This is a genomic window from Streptomyces sp. NBC_00647 (genome assembly GCF_045207245.1).
In the GTDB taxonomy this organism is placed as follows: Bacteria; Actinomycetota; Actinomycetes; order Streptomycetales; family Streptomycetaceae; genus Streptomyces.
The window spans coordinates 1,057,748-1,075,585 of record NZ_CP109040.1 but is presented as its reverse complement, the minus strand read 5'-3'; the positions used below and the strand labels follow the sequence as shown (position 1 = coordinate 1,075,585).

Below are 17,838 nucleotides of genomic sequence, written 5' to 3'. Positions count from 1 at the left end.
CAGTCATGGGGGAGTGCGTGGCCGAGCGCGTTCGGCGCGCCCGGCCGGCCGGTGTCAGCCTGTGGTCGGAGGTACGGGATCGGGAACGGCGGCGGCCTGATCGCCCTCGGGGTCGATGTGCGGCAGGATCCGGTCCAGCCAGCGCGGCGTCCACCAGGCACGGGGCCCGAGCAGGGTCATCACCGCCGGAACGAGCAGGAGCCGCACCACGGTCGCGTCGATCAGGACGCTCACCGCGAGCCCGAGCCCGAGCATCTTGACCACGATGTTGTCGCTCACGATGAACGCGGCGAAGACGCTCACCATGATCAGAGCCGCACAGGTGATCACCCGGGCGGTGATCTCCAGGGCGTGCGCGACACTCGCCTTCGCGTCCCCGCTCACGAGCCAGAACTCATGGACCCGGGACAGCAGGAAGATCTCGTAGTCCATGCTGAGCCCGAAGATGATCGCGAACATCATCATCGGCACGTAGCTCTCGATGGGCACCTTGCCCGACACCCCGAGTGCCGGCCCGCCCCAGCCCCACTGGAAGACGGCGACGACCACACCGTACGAGGCCGCGATGGACAGCACGTTGAGGACCGCCGCCTTCACCGCGACGAGCAGTCCGCGGAAGACGATGAGGATGATGATGAAGGCGAGCGCGACCACCACGAGGATGATGAGGGGCAGCCGGCTCGCGACGATGTTGCGGAAGTCGACCTGGGCGGCCGTCGTTCCGGTGACATAGCCCTTGGCGCTGGTGCCGGACACGGCCTCCGGCAGCGTGTCGTCGACCAGACGGTTCGTCAGGTCCGTGGTGTCCTGGTTCTGCGGGGACACCTTGGAGTAGACGGTGCCGACCAGCACGTCGCCGTCCTGGGTGGTCGTCAGCGGCGTGACCACGGCCGCCCCCTTCACGCCGTTGAGCGTCTTCTGCGCCTGTGAAGACAGCGAGGAACGCTGGCTGGAGGGCACATCGGTCTGGTCGATGACCACGGTCAGCGGACCGTTGGAGCCGGGCCCGAAGGAGTCCGACATGATGTCGAACGCCCGCCGGTCCGTGAACGACTTGGGATCCGCGCCGTCGCCGATGTGCCCGAGCTGGATCGAGAACACGGGGATGGCCAGCACCAGCACCGTGAACAGGCCGCCGGCCAGGAACCACCAGGGTCGCCGTTGCACGCGCAGTGCGTAGCGGTGCCAGGTGCCGTGCGCGGGCGTCCCGGGGTCGGCGTCCGTCTCCGCGACCGGCTTGCGCACGTGGTAGCGGTCGATGCGCTTGCCGATGAGTCCGAGCAGAGCGGGTACGAGGGTCAGCGCGCCGATGACCGCGGAGACAACCGTCACGGCCGCTGCGAGGCCGAGTTTGCTGATGAAGGAGACACCGGAGACGGACAGCCCGGCCAGGGCGATGATCACCGTGCAGCCGGAGACGAGGACGGCCCGCCCGCTGGTGGTCGTGGCCCGGCCCGCAGCCCGCACCGGATCGGCGCCGTTGATGAGGTTCTGCCGGTGACGGGTGATCAGGAACAGGGCGTAGTCGATGCCGACACCCAGTCCGATCATGGTGGCGAGCGTGGGTGACACCGTCGCGAAGGTGAACGCGGCGGCGAGGAGTCCCAGGCAGGCCAGGCCGCCCACCACGCTGAGCAGGGCGGTCACCAGCGGCAGACCCGCCGCGATGACGCTGCCGAATCCGACGAGCAGGACGACGATCGCCACCGCGAAGCCGATGGCCTCGCTGACCCGGTCGTCCGCTTCGGGCCTGGCCAGTTCGCCCAGCGTGCCGCCGTACTCGACGTCGACGCCGGCCGACCGCAGCGGCTGTACGGCGCTGTCCACGCCGTCGAGATAGCTGTCGCCGAGGAGCGAGGGCTGCTCGTCGAAGCGGACGGTGATGTAACCGGTCTTCCCGTCGCTCGACAGCGGTCCGACGTTCTGTTGCTGGGACTGCCCCGAGGGCGGCTGGGAGCCCGGCGGCGGCAGCGGATTCTGCGCCGACAGGACGTGCGGCAGTTTCTGCAGATCGCCGACGGTCTGGCTCATCTGGGAACTCAGCGACGTCAGGGGCTTCTGCGTGTCGCGCAGCACCACCTGGGCGCTGTAGCCGCCGGCCGCCGGATCGTGCTTCTTGAGGACGTCGAGTCCCTCGGTGGACTGCACTCCGGGGAGCGAGAAATTGTCCGAGTACTCTCCGCCGAACGAGCGGTTCAGTACCTGCAGAGCGGCGAGCGCGACGAGCCAGGCCACGATGACGATCACGAAATGGCGGGCGCACCATTCGCCCAGCCTCTGCAGTCGCCCGGGCTTGTTCCGCCCCTTGGCTGAAGTGGCTTGCGTCGCCGACATGCGCTGCTCCTGCTGGAAGACGACACCCCCGACTCCGTCAGTAAACGATGGGACGATCACCGCGGCCTGCCGAGATCCGCCCCGGCCTGTTCGCCTTCCGGTGGTCCGGGATGTGTCGATCCGGCCGGTGCCCGTTCGTTCAGTCAGTGGGACACCGGAGTCGTGCCGGTGCGGAACAAGGGCTGTGATGAGGATGCACGAGGTACGGACGCTGCTCGGAGGGCACGGGCTGGTCGAGTCGCCGCGCTGGCACGGGGACCGGCTGTACTTCTCCGACTGGACCGCTGGCGAGGTCGTCGCCCTCGATCCGGTGGCCGGTCACAGCGAGGTGGTCGCCCGGGTGGCCTCGCTGCCGCTGTGCACCGACCGGCACCCCGACGGCCGCATGCTGATCGTCTCCTCCCCGGACGGCCTGCTGCTCCGCCGGGAATCCGACGGCACCCTGAACGCGTACGCCGACCTGGGCCGGCCGGGCTGGAACGACATCGTGGTCGACGGCCGCGGAAACGCCTACGTCAACCGGGTCGACTTCGACCCGGTGGCGGGCGAGACGTCCAGGCCGGGCACCGTCTCGCTGGTCACCCCGGACGGCTCGGTGCGCCAGGTGGCCGACGACATCGCGTTTCCGAACGGGATGGCCGTGACGCCCGACGACTCCACGCTGATCGTCGCCGACTCCTACCGGCACAGCCTGGTCGCCTTCGACATCGGCCCGGACGGCTCCCTGTCGGCCCGCCGGGTCTGGGCCGACCTGGGAGAGGGAACCCCGGACGGCATCTGCCTCGACGCGCGGAACGCCGTCTGGTACGCCGACGTCCCCGGCCGGTGCTGTGTGCGCGTCGCCGAGGGCGGCGCCGTGCTGGACCGGGTCGATCTCGACCGCGGTGGCTTCGCCTGCGTACTCGGCGGCCACGACAGGAGGACGCTGTTCGTCGTGGCCGCGGACTGGCGCGGTATGACGGAGCCCCGGATGGTGACGCCCGGTTCCGGGCAGGTGCTCGCCGTCCGGGTCGAGGTGCCGGGAGCGGGCCGGCCCTGACGGCGGCGTACGCGCCGACCGCGGGAGTCCTGCCCTTCCGGAGGGCTCCTGCCTTCTGGAGGGCGGCGCCGGACACCGGCCCGGTCTGACGCGGCTGGGCCGGACACCTGCCCGGTCCGACGCGGCTGCCCGGCTTCCTCCATCCCCCGGGTCGTGGGGAATGTCGGCGATGTCACCCGGGGGGTGCGGCGCGAGGCAGGGTGTTTCGGCCGCCGGCTTAGGGATAACCCTCGATTGCCAGCAAGCGCGTGTCATGCCTAGGTCAAGAGTGCGATCCTTCCCCCACCTGTAGAGCAGGTCGCTCACGGCCTGCCCACGGTCGCGTTCCCGCACGCCCCTGCTCAGCTCGTCCCGGACAGCACATCCCGTCTGCCCGGTCTGTCGCCGGCCGCCGACCGCGGCCGAAGCAGTAGGAGTACGAGTGAGACGTATCCCCCGTCAGGCGACCGCGGCCGGAGCCCTGGTGGCCACCGCCGCTTTGCTGGCCGTCGGTATACAGACGGTCCCGGCAGCCGCCAAGCCCGCCCCCCACACAACCCCCCTGCGTACAGGGGGACTCGAAGCCGAGCTCACCCCGGCCCAGCACGTGGCGCTGCTGAAGAAGGCATCCAAGCAGACCACGGCGACCGCCGGCACCCTCGGCCTCGGCTCGAAGGAGAAGCTGGTCGTCAAGGACGTCGTCAAGGACAACGACGGCACCCTGCACACCCGTTACGAGCGCACCTACGCCGGCCTGCCGGTACTCGGCGGCGACGTCGTCGTCCACACCCCGCCGGCCTCGCAGGCCACCGGCACGGTGAGCACGACCTTCAACAACAAGCACACCATCAAGGTCGCGACCACCACCGCGTCGGTCACCAAGGCCGCCGCCGGGGCCAAGGCACTCAAGACGGCCAAGGCGCTCAAGGCGGAGAAGCCCGCCACCGACAGTGCCCGCAAGGTCATCTGGGCCGGCACCGGTACACCCCGGCTCGCCTGGGAGACCGTGATCAGCGGCTTCCAGGACGACGGCACGCCGAGCAGGCTGCACGTCGTCACCGATGCCACCACCGGCAAGGAACTCACGCGGTACGAGGGCATCCAGACCGGCACCGGCAACACCCAGTACAGCGGCACGGTGACGCTCAGCACCACGCTGTCCGGTTCGACGTACCAGCTGACCGACTCCACCCGCGGCAGCCACAAGACGTACTCGCTGAACAACGGCACCTCCGGCACCGGCACCCTGATGACCGACGCCGACGACGTCTGGGGCACCGGCGCGGGCTCCAACACCCAGACGGCCGGCGCGGACGCCGCCTACGGCGCCCAGACCACCTGGGACTTCTACAAGAACACCTTCGGCCGCAGCGGCATCAAGAACAACGGCGTCGCGGCCTACTCCCGCGTCCACTACAGCACGGCGTACGTCAACGCCTTCTGGGACGACAGCTGCTTCTGCATGACGTACGGCGACGGCACCAGCAGCACCCACGCCCTGACCTCGCTGGACGTCGCGGGCCACGAGATGAGCCACGGCGTCACCTCCAACACCGCGGGCCTGAACTACACCGGTGAGTCCGGCGGTCTGAACGAGGCGACCTCCGACATCTTCGGCACCGGCGTCGAGTTCTACGCCAACAACTCCTCCGACGTGGGCGACTACCTCATCGGCGAGAAGATCGACATCAACGGCGACGGCACCCCGCTGCGCTACATGGACAAGCCGAGCAAGGACGGCGGCTCCGCGGACAGTTGGTACTCCGGCGTCGGCAACCTGGACGTCCACTACTCCTCGGGCCCCGCGAACCACATGTTCTACCTGCTCTCCGAGGGCAGCGGTACCAAGGTCATCAACGGCGTCACGTACAACAGCTCGACCTCCGACGGCGTGGCCGTCGCGGGCATCGGCCGGGCCGCGGCCCTGCAGATCTGGTACAAGGCGCTCACGACGTACATGACGTCGACCACCAACTACGCGGGTGCCCGCACCGCCGCGCTGAACGCCGCCACGGCGCTGTACGGCGCAAGCTCCGCCCAGTACGCGGGGGTGGCGAACGCCTTCGCCGGCATCAACGTCGGCAGCCACGTCACCCCGCCGACCAGCGGCGTGACCGTCACCAACCCGGGCAGTCAGTCCTCCACCGTCGGTACCGCGGTGAGCCTGCAGATCTCGGCCGGCAGCACCAACACCGGCTCCCTGACCTACGCCGCGTCGGGTCTGCCGGCCGGTCTGTCGATCAGCGGCTCGACGGGCGCCATCTCCGGCACGCCGACCACCGCGGGGACGTACAGCACGACCGTCACCGTGACGGACAGCACCGGCGCGACGGGAACCGCGTCCTTCACCTGGACGGTCAGTTCCTCGGGCGGCGGTGGCACCTGCACCTCGGCGCAGCTGCTCGGCAACGCCGGCTTCGAGTCGGGCAACACCACCTGGACCGCCTCCAGCGGAGTCATCACCAACTCCAGCAGCCAGGCGGCCCACGGCGGCTCCTACAAGGCGTGGCTGGACGGCTACGGCTCCACCCACACCGACACGCTGGCCCAGTCGGTGGCCGTCCCGAGCGGCTGCAAGGCCACGCTGACGTTCTACCTGCACATCGACACGGCCGAGACGACCACCAGCTCCGCGTACGACAAGCTGACGGTCACGGCCGGATCGACCACGCTGGCGACCTACTCGAACCTCAACAAGGCCACCGGCTACACGCAGAAGACGTTCGACCTGTCCTCGTTCGCCGGCACGACCGTCGCGATCAAGTTCAGCGGCGTCGAGGACTCCTCGCTCCAGACCAGCTTCGTCGTGGACGACACCGCCCTGACGACCAGCTGACCGGCAGTACCTGACATTCCAGGCCGCGGCCCGGGTCCTCCGCAGGGAGGACCCGGGCCGCGGTGCCGTGCCCGGTCCTACTCGAACCGGGAGGGGTCCCCGGCTCCGAGGCGCACGATCTCGGGCTCGGCGCCCGAGAAGTCGATGACGGTCGTCGGTTCGGTGCCGCAGTCGCCGGAGTCGATGACAGCGTCCACCACATGATCGAGGCGGTCCTTGATCTCCCAGCCCTGGGTCAGCGGCTTGTCCTCCTCCGGCAGGAGCAGGGTGCTCGACAGCAGCGGCTCGCCGAGTTCGGCGAGGATCGCCTGCGCGACGGCATGGTCGGGAATCCGCACCCCCACGGTCTTCTTCTTCGGGTGCAGCAGCCTGCGCGGAGCCTCCTTCGTCGCCGGGAGGATGAAGGTGTAACTCCCCGGAGTCGCCGCCTTGACCGTGCGGAAGACGGCGTTGTCGATCCGTACGAAATGCCCCAGCTGCGCGAAGTCCTCGCACATCAGCGTGAAGTGGTGCCGCTCGTCGAGCTGGCGGATCGAACGGATGCGGTCGATCCCGTCCTTGTTGCCGAGCGCGCAGCCGAGCGCGAAGCAGGAGTCCGTCGGGTAGACGATCAGCCCGCCGCTCCGGACGATCTCCACCACCTGGCTGATGATGCGGCGCTGCGGGTTGTCCGGGTGCACATCGAAGTACTTGGCCATGTTCCGAGCTTAGGCGGTGACCCCGGCGGCACGCCCCGAACCGCATGCGGTCACCCCGGACGAGCGGCACCCGGCCCCGGCGCCCCCGTCATGTTCCCGGGAACCCTTCGACCGGTTCCGGGCCCGGAATCTTTCCCCGGTCACGGCACTAGGAACCTCGAGGTCGTCTCGCTACCCTCCGCCGCATGATTTCCACGGTGGTCTGGGGTACCGGCAACGTCGGCCGCGCGGCCATCCGCGCCGTCGAGGCCCACCCGAAGCTGAAACTCGCGGCCGTGCTCGTCCACAACCCCGACAAGGCCGGCCGGGACGCCGGCGAACTCGCCGGGCTCGACCACGGCCTCGGGGTCGCGGCGAGCGACGACATCGACGCCGTCCTGGCCGGTGGCCCCGGAGCCGTGGTCTACGCGGCCACCGGCGACATCCGCCCCGACGAGGCCCTCGCCGACATCGGCAGGGCGATCCGGGCCGGTGCGGTGGTCGTCACGCCCGCGCTCTATCCGCTCTACGACCAGCGCAACGCCCCGCCGGAGTTCCGGGAGCCCGTGCTCGCCGCCATCGCGGACGGAGGCGGCTCCCTGTTCGTCTCCGGAGTGGATCCCGGCTGGGGAAACGACGTGCTGCCCCTGCTGATCAGCGGCCTCGGCACCACGGTCGACGCCATCCGCTGCCAGGAGATCTTCGACTACTCCACGTACGAACAGGAGGAATCCGTCCGGTACCTGGTCGGCATGGGGCAGCCGATGGACTACGAGCCGCTGATGCTCGCCCCGTCGATCCCGACCATGGTGTGGGGCGGCCAGATACGGCTCATGGCACGGGCGCTCGGCGTCGAACTCGACGACATCCGCGAGACGTTGGAGCGCCGCCCGCTCACGGACACGGTGAACACCCGCACCATGGGCGAGTTCGCGGCCGGTACCCAGGGCGCCGTGCGCTTCGAGGTGCAGGGGATCGTCGGGGGAGAGCCCCGGATCGTCATCGAGCACGTCACCCGCATCCACGCCTCCTGCGCGCCGGACTGGCCGACGCCGCCCGACGGGGACGGTGCCCACCGCGTGATCATCGAGGGCCGCCCGCGCATCGAGGTCACCGTCGAGGCCACCGACGAGGGCGAGAACCGCTCCGCCGGCGGGAACGCCACCGCGGTGGGCCGCCTGGTCGGCGCCATCGACTGGCTGGTCGACGCGGAACCAGGGCTCTATGACGCACTCGACGTCCCGCTGCGCCCCGCAGTCGGCCGACTCGGAAGGAAGTGACCCATGACCCTGCACATCGACATTCCCGAGGGACAGGAACCGATCGGATACGTGTGGGGCGAGATGGTGCCCGGCATCGGCATGGCCGCCGCGAACTTCTCCCTGTCGGTGTACGAGCACACGACGCTGGGCCTGCGCGAGTTCGAGGCGGCCCGTCTGCGCATCGCGCAGATCAACGGGTGCCTGTTCTGTCTCGACTGGCGCACGGAGCGGGAGGGCCACAAGGTCGAGGAGGAGTTCGCGGACGCGGTGACCCAGTGGCGTACCACCGACGCCTTCGACGACCGCACACGGCTGGCCGCCGAGTACGCCGAGCGGTACGCCCTGGATCACCACGGTCTGGACGAGGACTTCTGGGCGCGGATGACCGCGCTGTACACCCAGCGGGAGATCGTGGAGCTGAGCATGAGCATCGGTTCCTGGCTGGCGTTCGGCCGGCTCAACCACGTGCTGGGCCTCGACGCCGTGTGCGTGCTGCCGACCCACTGAGGCGACCCGGAACGCGCGGGATGCGGGCCACTGAGCGGACCGGGCCGCTCGGGCGGCCCGGACGCGCCCTAGAGATCGACGGCGATGATCTTCTCGATGTTCCGTTCGGCGAGCGCCGTGATCGTGACGAACGGATTGACGCTGGTGTTGCCGGGAATCAGCGCGCCGTCGATGACGTACAGGCCCGAATAGCCCTGCAGACGGCCGTAGTTGTCGGTGGCCTTGTTGAGCACGGCGCCACCGAGCGGGTGGTAGGTCAGGTGGTCGCCCCAGATCTTGTATACGCCGAAGAGATCGGTCCGGTAGATCGTCCCCTCCTTCGCGTTGATCTTGTCGAAGATCGACTTGGCCATGTCGATGGCGGGTTGCTTCCAGGCGGTCTGCCAGTTGAGGTCGACGGTGCCGGTCGCGGCGTTCCACGAGAACCGGGCGCGGTTCGGGTTCTTGGTGATGGACAGGTAGAACGACGCGAAGGTCTCGATGCCGGTGGGCAGAGGTGCGACCTCGGCGAACGCGCCGCCCGCGGTCCAGTTGTCGATGCCGCCGCAGGGAATGCTGGCCTGCAGTGCGCCGGTCGGATCCCACAGGTGGTTGGCGCGGCCGCACATGACGTTGCCGTTGTCGCCCCAGCCCTGGCCGATCTCGCCGTTCAGGCCGGGCAGCGCGCCGGTGGCCTTCAGCTTGACCAGGAGTTTGCTGGTGCCGACACTTCCGGCCGCGAAGAAGACGCGGTCCGCGGTCACCGTCTTGGAGGCCGTGGCGTCGCCGTTGGTGTTGAGCTGGTCGATCAGTACCGTGTAGCCGCCACCGGCCGCGGGTGAGACCGAAGTGACCTTGTGCAGCGGTGAGATGGTGACCCGGCCGGTGGCCGTGGCCTGGGCGAGGTAGGTCTTCTGGAGTGACTTCTTGCCGTAGTTGTTGCCGTAGAGGATCTCTCCGGCGAGCGCCGACTTGGTGGCGGTGCCGGCGGCCTCCTGCTTCATGTAGTCCCAGTCGTACACGTCGGGCACGAAGACGAACGGGAAGCCGGAGCGCTGGGCCTGCTTACGGCCGACCCGTGCGTACTGGTAGCAGTCGGTGGTGTCGAACCACGCCGGGTCCACGAGGCCGACACCGAGCCCGGCGTTGGCGCGCGGATAGTAGGTCGCGTACATCTCGTCGGCGTTCACCGACGGGAGGATGGCGCCGAAGTTCTCCCGCTTCGGGGTGACAGCCATGCCCCCGTTGACCAGCGATCCGCCGCCGACGCCGCGGCCCTGGTACACGATGATCTGGCCCATCTCCTCGGCGTCGAGGATCCCGGTGTAGCGGGGTACGTCCTTGTCGATGGGGAAGCCGAGGAAGTTGCTGAGAGGCTGCTTGGTCCTGGTGCGCAGCCAGTACGAACGGTAGTCCGGGCTGGTCGTGTTGGCGAAGATCTTGCCGTCCGAGCCCGGGGTGTCCCAGGCCATGCCCATCTCGACCATCTGCACGTCGACGCCCGCCTGGGCGAGCCGCAGGGCGGCGACGGAGCCCCCGTATCCGGTGCCGATCACCAGGACGGGGACATGCGCTCCGGAAGGGATCGACGAGGCCGCCGTGGCGACCTGCGCCGGGGCCGCGACGGCACGGCCGGCAAGACTCACGGCTCCAAGAATAGAACTCGTTCCAGCAATGAATCGTCGGCGCGAGACACCTCTGGAATCCTTGTTCTGCTGGTTGATGTCACTCATGTGACACTCCTCACTCTCGATGAGTGGGAACAGGTTCTACTGTTGCCAGCTTGTTAAGTCACTACATACCGGTTGGTAACTTGTGTCCGATCTTGGGGTGATCGGCGAGGTCTGATCCGCTTGCTCTTGACTTCACAAGACCCTCGCGCGACATTTCCTGACGCTGCATCAGAACCGGTACGGCGGGGGCCTGTCGGCTCCCGGAGCACGGAACGCCTCACATTCCTTCGCCCTGCTGGAGCGCCCTGTGATGTCCCCGAGCGCCGACCCCGCCAGACGCACCGACTCCATCCCGACGCCCGGCCCGTCGCGGCGCCGGGTGCTCGGCGCGGCCACGGGCGCCTCCCTCGCGCTCGCCGCCGGGACCGCGGGAGCCGCCACGGCGGCCGACCTGCCGCTGCTGGGCACGTACGACGTCGTCGTGGTCGGTTCCGGAGCCGCGGGGATGACCGCCGCGCTCACCGCCGCCAAGAAGGGACTGAGCTGCGTCGTCCTGGAGAAGGCGCCGACCTTCGGAGGCTCGGCGGCTCGCTCCGGCGCGGGCATCTGGATCCCCAACAACCCGGTCATCCTCGCCGCCGGAGTCCCCGACACCCCGGCCAAGGCCGCCGGCTACCTCGCGGCCGTGGTCGGCCCGGACGTCTCCGCCGCCCGTCAACAGGCCTTCCTCGGCAACGGACCGGCCATGATCTCCTTCGTCATGGCCAACAGCCCGCTGCGCTTCCGCTGGATGGAGGGGTACAGCGACTACTACCCGGAGCTTCCCGGCGGGCTCCCGGGCGGCCGCTCCATGGAGCCCGACCAGCTCGACGGAAACATCCTCGGAGCCGAACTCGCCCACCTGAACCCGGCGTACATGGCGGTCCCGGCCGGCATGGTCGTCTTCAGCGCCGACTACAAGTGGCTCACCCTCGCCGCCGTGAGTGCGAAGGGCGCGGCCGTCGCCACCGAGTGCCTGGCCCGGGGCACCAAGGCGGCGCTGCTCGGCCAGAAGCCGCTGACGATGGGCCAGTCGCTCGCCGCCGGACTGCGCGCGGGCCTGCTCGCCGCCCGGGTCCCGGTGTGGCTGAACACCCCGCTGTCCGACCTGTTCGTGGAAAGCGGTGCCGTCACCGGCGCGGTCGTCACCCAGAACGGCGCGTCCGGACTGGTCAGGGCGCGGCGCGGGGTCATCGTCGGCTCCGGCGGCTTCGAGCACAACGCGTCCATGCGCGCCCAGTACCAGCGCCAGCCCATCGGGACCGCCTGGACGGTGGGCGCCAAGGAGAACACCGGCGACGGCATCCTGGCGGGCCGTCGCGCAGGGGCCGCGCTCGACCTGATGGACGACGCATGGTGGGGTCCGGCCATCCCGCTGCCCGACCAGCCCTACTTCTGCCTGGCCGAACGCACGCTGCCCGGCGGCCTGTTGGTCAACGCCGCCGGAGCGCGTTTCGTCAACGAGGCCGCGCCCTACAGCGACGTCGTGCACACCATGTACGACCGCAACCCGAGCGCACCGGACATCCCGGCGTGGCTGATCGTCGACCAGAACTACCGCAACCGCTACCTGTTCAAGGATGTCGCGCCGACGTTCGCGTTCCCCGACGCCTGGTACACCTCCGGCGCCGCGTACAAGGCATGGTCCCTGGACGACCTCGCCGGCCGGATCGGTGTCCCCGCGGCCGCCCTGCGCACCACCGTCAGCCGCTTCAACGGCCTGGCCCTGAACGGCACGGACCCGGACTTCCACCGCGGCGACAGCGTCTACGACCACTACTACACGGACCCGGCGATCCTTCCCAATTCCTGCCTGGCCCCTCTGTGGCTCCCACCGTTCCACGCCTTCAGGATCGTTCCGGGTGACCTGGGCACCAAGGGCGGTCTGGTCACGGACGCCCGGGCCCGCGTCCTGCGCCCCGACGGCACGGTGATCCCCGGCCTGTACGCGGCGGGCAACGTCAGCGCGGCCGTCATGGGCCACAGCTACGCGGGAGCGGGCTCGACGATCGGTCCCGCCATGACGTTCGGCTACATCGCGGCGCTGGACATCGCGGCGGCCTGACGCGGTGCGGGCGGCCCGGCCCCGGTCCTGCTCCCGCGTCGGCCCGTCCCGTACCGCCCGTACGCCCCGCACCGCCCTGGGCCGTCAGCCGCCGTCGCGGTCGTCGTCGCCCCGGATCCGCGGTGCGAGGAGCAGGATCGAGACGTCGTCCCGGATCGAGGGGCAGTACTCGACGAGGTCCTGCCACACGCGGTCGACCAGAGCGTCCGAAGGCTCCTCGGCGAACGCGGCCAGCCGGTCCGGCAGAGGGTAGAAGACGCCGGCCGGATTCCGGCTCTCGCTCACGCCGTCCGACGCCAGGAACAGCCGGTCGCCGGGCTCCAGGTCGACGGTGCGCAGGTGCGGCGGGGACAGCTCGAAGAAACCCAGCCCCAGCGGGGCCCCCGAGTCGGTGTCGAGTTCGAGGGCCTTCGTGCCGCGCAACAGCAGCGGGTTCGGGTGCCCGCAGGACACCAGCCGCACGGTGTCGGCCCGGGGTGAGAACTCCAGGAGCAGAGCCGTGGCGAACAACTCGGCGTGATCCACCGCTGCGGAGTCCACGACGAGACGTCGGTCGAGCCGGGCCGCGGCAGCCTCCAGACCGCGTTGGTCCAGCACCGTCTCCCGGAACGCCCCGAGAAGCGAGGCGACCGTCCCCACCGCCGACAGCCCGTGACCCTGGACGTCGCCCATCACGGCCCGGACCCCGAAGGGGCCGTCGCGTACGTCGAAGAAGTCCCCGCCGACCAGCGTCTCCCGCTGCGCCGGCCGGTACAGCCCCACGCAGCGCACCGGCCCGACGCTCTCGGGGAGCGGTGGCAGAACGGCGAGCTGGGCGGCTTCCGCCACGGACCGCACGGTGACCAGATGCGCGTCCCTTCGGCTGCGGACCAGGGACACGAACACGCTGAGCACGGCGACGAAGACGATGGTGAGCAGGTCGGCCTGTCCCGGATGGTTGAGCTGCAGGGCGGGGATGGTCAGCAGTACCACGACGATCGCGCCGAAGGCGGCCGTCGCCAGGGGCCCGTACGAGAGCACGGCCAGGGAGGGGATGGCGCCCAGCATGAAGCCGATGTCCAGCGCCTCACTGCTCACCAGCTCGGCCACGCAGACCCCCACCAGCAGGACCGGCGGAAGCAGGCGAACCCAGCGCGGAGGGGGCGAGCCGCGCAGCCATCCCCGGTGCTGGTCGTCCCGCTGACCGGGCGCGGCCTTCGTGGCCATGGCACTCCTCCTTCTGCCACAACCGTCCTCCATTCCGCGTTGCCGCGCATTCCGATCGGCCCGGCGACGTGGGGCGCGGGCAGGACGCGGGCCGGTCCCGCCCGGGGCGGCGGGGAGGGCGGACGGACCGACGTGGGGCGGCCGTGGCCGTGCCGGCAACACGGAGCCCCGCCACCCACGGGGATGAGGGTGACGGGGCTCCACCGGGCGTCTGCCCCGTCGGCGGGGTTTCATCCCACCACCGCTCGACCCGTCCGCCGGCGGACCGATGGATGCGCGCGGGGTCCGACGCTTCCAACCCGTACGGGGGAAGGGACTTCGTCGGACGGGGTGAGCGACCAATCCGCCGGACGCCCGGGATCGGATTCCGACCGTGATGACAGGGAACACTTGGCAGGCAGGACCGAATGATCGAGACGCACCGGCCAGTTGGGTGCGGTACTCGCTCGGCGCCCTGAGCGGCATGCTCGCCGGGTTCGCCGCCCTCGCCGTCGCCGAGTCGGTGAGCGCGCTCGTACGACCCGAGGCGGGCCCGATCGTCGCCGTCGGGGGCGCCGCGATCGACCGCACACCGCCTGCGGTGAAGGACTGGGCGATTCGCCATTTCGGCACCGATGACAAACTCGTTCTCCAGCTCGGCATTCTGGTAGTCCTCGCGCTGTTCGCCTGCGCGCTCGGCGTGCTCGCGGTGCGCCGTCGCCGCGCGGGCGCTCTGGGAGTGCTCCTGTTCGGTGTGATCGGCGGTACCGCCGCGCTCACCCGTCCCGACTCCACGGGCTGGACCGACGCCCTGCCGTCGGTGACCGGAGCCCTGTGCGGCGCACTGCTCCTGTACGCGCTGGTCGGCCGGCTCTCCACCACCCGGCCCGCACTGTCCGCGCCGGACTCCCGGCCGGACCGGGACGACCCCGTGACCGCCGACGGGGCCACCGCCCCCGCCACCGTGCCGGGGGCGTCCGGCTGGGACCGGCGCGGCTTCATCGTGACCGCCACCACGGCCGCCGCGGCATCGGCCGGTGCCGGGGCACTGGGCCGGCCGCTGAACGGCGCCCGCGGTCAGGACGCGGTCGCCTCCCGCGCGAACCTCGTACTGCCCGCCGTCGCGTCCCCGGCCGCGCCGATTCCCAAGGGGGCACAGCTCCGGGTGCCCGGTGTCAGTCCGTTCGTGACGGCGAACGCCGACTTCTACCGGGTGGACACCGCCCTGGTGGTCCCCAAGGTGGACGCCACCGCCTGGCGGCTGAGAATCCACGGCCGGGGCGTCACCCGCCCGATGACTCTGACCTTCGACGATCTCCTGCGGCGCGAGCTGATCGAGCGGGACATCACGCTCACCTGCGTGTCCAACGAGGTCGGCGGCCCCTACGTGGGCAACGCCCGCTGGATCGGAGCGCGCCTGGCCGACCTCCTCGCCGAGTGCGGGGTGCGGCTGCCGTCCGAGGGCGGCCCGGCCGATCAGCTCGTGGCGCGCTCCGTCGACGGCATGGCCATCGGCAGTCCCGTCGAGGACGTGATGGACGGCCGTGACGCTCTGCTGGCCGTCGGGATGAACGGCCGGCCGCTCCCGTTCGAGCACGGCTTCCCGGTGCGGATGCTCGTCCCGGGCCTGTACGGCTACGTGTCCGCGTGCAAGTGGATCAAGGACATCGAGCTGACCACGTTCGACGCGTACGACCCGTACTGGGTGAAGCGGAAGTGGGCGAGCAGGGCCCCGATCAAGACCCAGTCCCGCATCGACACGCCCAAGCCTTTCGCACGGCCCAGGGCGGGCACCGTCATGGTCGCCGGGGTCGCGTGGGCCCAGCACCGCGGAATCGACAGGGTCGAGGTGCGGATCGACGACGGGCGCTGGCAGGAGGCCGAACTGGCGGCCGAGGACACCGTCGACACCTGGCGCCAGTGGTCCTTCCCCTGGCAGGCCACCCGCGGCGGCCACACCCTCACGGTCCGGGCGACCGATCGCACCGGTCACGTCCAGACCGACGGGCGCACCCGGACCATCCCGGACGGCGCCGACGGCCGGCACTCCGTGGTCGTCACCGTCGACTGAACACCCGGTGCTAGGCGGACGCGGCGGATCTCAGGTGCTCAGCGCTCCGAGGTCGCCGCAGCGTGCAGATGATCCAGTGCGTCGAGCACGACGGTGCGGCGGTGCCAGGAGAGCCAGCGGCCCACCATCAGGCCGGTGGCCTCCAAGGCATCGAGCTGGACGCGGGTGAACCCGGGCAACGGCCGCTCGTGGTGCGAGGAGGCCATGCCGATCGGCACGCCCGCCCGGTTGACCAGGGGCACGCTGTGGCAGGCCCGGCTGCCCGCCCGCAGGATGACGCGACGGGAGTCCTCGTCGAAGACGTCGGCGGTCGCCACGTCCCGGACGGTGACCTGTCTGCGGTCTTCGGCGGCCTGGGCGCACGAGGTGGTGGGCGAGTCGACGAACGCGAAGAAGCTCGTGAACTCACGTTCCAGACCCGAGTGCCGGACCATCCGCAGACGTCCCCCCTCGGAGAGCTGGACATTGCCCATGCCGGCCCCCGTGATGTCCAGGACCCGGTGCAGAGCGGCGCTCAGCACCTCGCCCTGGTGGGTGCGATCGGCTCCGGCGGTCCGCAGGCCGGGCAGCGGGGGAGGGGGCGTCCGGGGGCGGTCCGCTCCGCGCGCCGGTCCGTCGGGGCTGTGCGGGGTCCGTACGACCGCGTCCGCCAGCGTGTGCAGTTTGATGTTGAACCGCTGCGACGCCTCGCGGAGCAGGGCGAAGGACGCCTCGGGCGCGGGCAGCCGGTAGCGCTCCATCAGCACACCCTGCGCCAGCGAGATCGCCGGGTGCGCGTGCAGGCGTTCCTGCAGATCGGCGTTGTGCTCCCGCAGACGGACGATCTCCCCGCGCAGGTCGGCGGAGTCCGCCTCCGGCTCGGGGACGCGCCCGCCGGCGGGCGGGAGCGGTGCCTCCTGGCTCATGCTGTACGGCATCCTCACTGACGGCGTCTGATTCCACCGGCGGCCCGGACGCCCACGGGAAGGCAGGACGGGCCGCCGCCGCACCGCCGGGACGCGCGACCGCGCGGCCCCGCGGAAAGAACGCGGTGCGTGCCTGCTTCCCAAGCACTCGCGCCGACCCTATCCCGGGGCGGCGTCCGCTCCGCAAGAGGTCCGGCGGAGTTCCTGACACCGGCCCGCCCGGGCCCCGCTTCGTCCGGTCGGCGAGCCCGGAGAGGCCCGGCCCGCCGGCCCGGGGCATGGTGGAGGAGTGATGGGGCTGGCCGTGCTGTTCGCGCTTCTCGGGGCCGCCAGTAACGCGATGGGCACGGCATTCCAGCGCAAGGCGGCCTCTCGCGTCGCCGAAGGCGGCGGACTGCGGCTCATCCTGCGACTGGCCCGGCAGCCTGCGTGGCTGATCGGCATCGCGGGGGTGATCGGGGCCGCGGTCTTCCAGGCCCTGGCCCTGGTGAACGGACCGCTGTCCCTGGTGCAGCCCCTGTTCATCCTGGAACTGCCCTTCGCCCTGATGATCGCCATCCCCCTGCTGCACCGCCGTCTGCCGCGCGCGGGGTGGTGGGCCGTCGCCGGTGTGGTGGCCGGCCTCGGTCTCGTCCTCGGCTCGGCAGCTCCCTCGGGCGCTCGGTCCGACGCCTCCATGGCGCGCTGGACCCCGGTGCTGATCCTGTGTCTGGGAGCCGTGGCCGTCGCGGTCGTCGTCGCCCGCCCGGGCCGCCCGCCGCTGTTCCGCGCCGCCGTGCTCGGATCGGCGTCGGCCATCAGCAACGCGCTGACGGCCGCGCTCCTCAAGTCGGCCATGGGCACGCTCACCGACGACGGCTTCGTCGCCTTCCTCGGCGTCTGGCAGACCTACGGATTCGCCGTGACCGGGGTCGGCGCCGTCCTGCTGCTGGAGAACGCCCTCCAGGCGGGCCCCTTGGCCGCCTCGCAGCCGGCGCTGACCATCGGCGACGCGACGATCAGCCTGCTGCTGGGCGTGATCCTCTTCGACGAGACGATCCGCACCGGCTGGTGGCTGCTGCCCGAGCTGCTCGGGGCCGGGCTGGTCCTGTGGGGCGTACTGCGGCTGACCCGGGTGGTGCCGCACATCGCGGACATCGCCCACTGACCCATGGCCGAAGGCCAGGACGCTCGGCCATACGAGGGGAATCCTGGCCGGAAACCCGTGTGCATGCATCGCCGGGACCGGGGCAACAGCATCCTGAGACGACTCGAGTGAGCCAACCCCCCCTGGCGAACCCGAGCCGT

12 protein-coding genes are annotated in these 17,838 nt (G+C 70.6%); 7 read left to right on the top strand and 5 right to left on the bottom strand.

Translation table 11 applies throughout. The features are described 5' to 3' along the window. Nucleotides 1-54 precede the first annotated feature (54 nt). A complete protein-coding gene (locus OG788_RS04700) occupies nucleotides 55-2,334 on the bottom strand; it encodes an MMPL family transporter (protein ID WP_406369227.1) in 2,280 nt (759 codons plus the stop codon). Between the two features lie 187 nt (nucleotides 2,335-2,521). Here OG788_RS04700 and OG788_RS04695 point away from each other — a divergent pair, with 187 nt between their 5' ends. Then, the gene (locus OG788_RS04695; RefSeq protein WP_406369226.1) at nucleotides 2,522-3,373 is read left to right on the top strand and encodes an SMP-30/gluconolactonase/LRE family protein; all 852 of its coding nucleotides are present in this window, start codon (nucleotides 2,522-2,524) and stop codon (nucleotides 3,371-3,373) included. Between the two features lie 421 nt (nucleotides 3,374-3,794). Then, on the top strand, nucleotides 3,795-6,188 hold the full coding sequence (locus OG788_RS04690) for a M4 family metallopeptidase (protein ID WP_406369225.1): 2,394 nt from the start codon (nucleotides 3,795-3,797) through the stop codon (nucleotides 6,186-6,188). A gap of 77 nt (nucleotides 6,189-6,265) precedes the next feature. Here OG788_RS04690 and OG788_RS04685 read toward each other — a convergent pair whose 3' ends face one another. Then, nucleotides 6,266-6,886 carry an L-threonylcarbamoyladenylate synthase gene (locus OG788_RS04685; RefSeq protein ID WP_406369224.1) on the bottom strand — a complete coding sequence of 207 codons (621 nt, stop codon included), beginning with the start codon at nucleotides 6,884-6,886 and terminating at the stop codon, nucleotides 6,266-6,268. A 185-nt stretch (nucleotides 6,887-7,071) separates the two neighbouring features. Here OG788_RS04685 and OG788_RS04680 point away from each other — a divergent pair, with 185 nt between their 5' ends. Beyond that, entirely contained in the window at nucleotides 7,072-8,145 is a 1,074-nt protein-coding gene (locus tag OG788_RS04680; protein ID WP_351555465.1) for a dihydrodipicolinate reductase, read from the top strand. A 9-nt stretch (nucleotides 8,146-8,154) separates the two neighbouring features. Beyond that, nucleotides 8,155-8,634 carry a carboxymuconolactone decarboxylase family protein gene (locus OG788_RS04675; protein ID WP_351555495.1) on the top strand — a complete coding sequence of 160 codons (480 nt, stop codon included), beginning with the start codon at nucleotides 8,155-8,157 and terminating at the stop codon, nucleotides 8,632-8,634. A gap of 68 nt (nucleotides 8,635-8,702) precedes the next feature. On the opposite strand, the gene OG788_RS04670 is transcribed toward OG788_RS04675, so the two are convergent. Continuing rightward, a complete protein-coding gene (locus tag OG788_RS04670; RefSeq protein ID WP_406369223.1) occupies nucleotides 8,703-10,346 on the bottom strand; it encodes a GMC oxidoreductase in 1,644 nt (547 codons plus the stop codon). A 250-nt stretch (nucleotides 10,347-10,596) separates the two neighbouring features. Here OG788_RS04670 and kstD point away from each other — a divergent pair, with 250 nt between their 5' ends. Further along, the gene (kstD, locus tag OG788_RS04665) at nucleotides 10,597-12,390 is read left to right on the top strand and encodes a 3-oxosteroid 1-dehydrogenase (RefSeq protein ID WP_406369222.1); all 1,794 of its coding nucleotides are present in this window, start codon (nucleotides 10,597-10,599) and stop codon (nucleotides 12,388-12,390) included. A gap of 84 nt (nucleotides 12,391-12,474) precedes the next feature. Here kstD and OG788_RS04660 read toward each other — a convergent pair whose 3' ends face one another. Further along, complete coding sequence (locus tag OG788_RS04660; protein WP_406369221.1) at nucleotides 12,475-13,596, bottom strand: PP2C family protein-serine/threonine phosphatase; 1,122 nt, start codon at nucleotides 13,594-13,596, stop codon at nucleotides 12,475-12,477. A gap of 376 nt (nucleotides 13,597-13,972) precedes the next feature. Here OG788_RS04660 and OG788_RS04655 point away from each other — a divergent pair, with 376 nt between their 5' ends. Further along, on the top strand, nucleotides 13,973-15,646 hold the full coding sequence (locus tag OG788_RS04655) for a molybdopterin-dependent oxidoreductase (protein ID WP_406369220.1): 1,674 nt from the start codon (nucleotides 13,973-13,975) through the stop codon (nucleotides 15,644-15,646). 38 nt (nucleotides 15,647-15,684) lie between these two features. On the opposite strand, the gene OG788_RS04650 is transcribed toward OG788_RS04655, so the two are convergent. Next, nucleotides 15,685-16,551 carry a GAF and ANTAR domain-containing protein gene (locus OG788_RS04650; protein WP_406369219.1) on the bottom strand — a complete coding sequence of 289 codons (867 nt, stop codon included), beginning with the start codon at nucleotides 16,549-16,551 and terminating at the stop codon, nucleotides 15,685-15,687. Nucleotides 16,552-16,840: 289 nt separating this feature from the next. On the opposite strand from OG788_RS04650, the gene OG788_RS04645 reads away from it, so the two are divergent. Next, entirely contained in the window at nucleotides 16,841-17,698 is an 858-nt protein-coding gene (locus OG788_RS04645; protein ID WP_406369218.1) for a DMT family transporter, read from the top strand. Nucleotides 17,699-17,838 lie beyond the last annotated feature (140 nt).

Bases quoted from the DNA above. Each gene is read 5' to 3' on its own strand.
- OG788_RS04700 (WP_406369227.1), bottom strand. From the start codon at position 2,334: ATGTCGGCGACGCAAGCCACTTCAGCCAAGGGGCGGAACAAGCCCGGG.
- OG788_RS04695 (WP_406369226.1), top strand. From the start codon at position 2,522: ATGAGGATGCACGAGGTACGGACGCTGCTCGGAGGGCACGGGCTGGTC.
- OG788_RS04685 (WP_406369224.1), bottom strand. From the start codon at position 6,886: ATGGCCAAGTACTTCGATGTGCACCCGGACAACCCGCAGCGCCGCATC.
- OG788_RS04680 (WP_351555465.1), top strand. From the start codon at position 7,072: ATGATTTCCACGGTGGTCTGGGGTACCGGCAACGTCGGCCGCGCGGCC.
- OG788_RS04670 (WP_406369223.1), bottom strand. From the start codon at position 10,346: ATGAGTGACATCAACCAGCAGAACAAGGATTCCAGAGGTGTCTCGCGC.
- kstD (WP_406369222.1), top strand. From the start codon at position 10,597: ATGTCCCCGAGCGCCGACCCCGCCAGACGCACCGACTCCATCCCGACG.
- OG788_RS04660 (WP_406369221.1), bottom strand. From the start codon at position 13,596: ATGGCCACGAAGGCCGCGCCCGGTCAGCGGGACGACCAGCACCGGGGA.
- OG788_RS04655 (WP_406369220.1), top strand. From the start codon at position 13,973: ATGACAGGGAACACTTGGCAGGCAGGACCGAATGATCGAGACGCACCG.
- OG788_RS04650 (WP_406369219.1), bottom strand. From the start codon at position 16,551: ATGAGCCAGGAGGCACCGCTCCCGCCCGCCGGCGGGCGCGTCCCCGAG.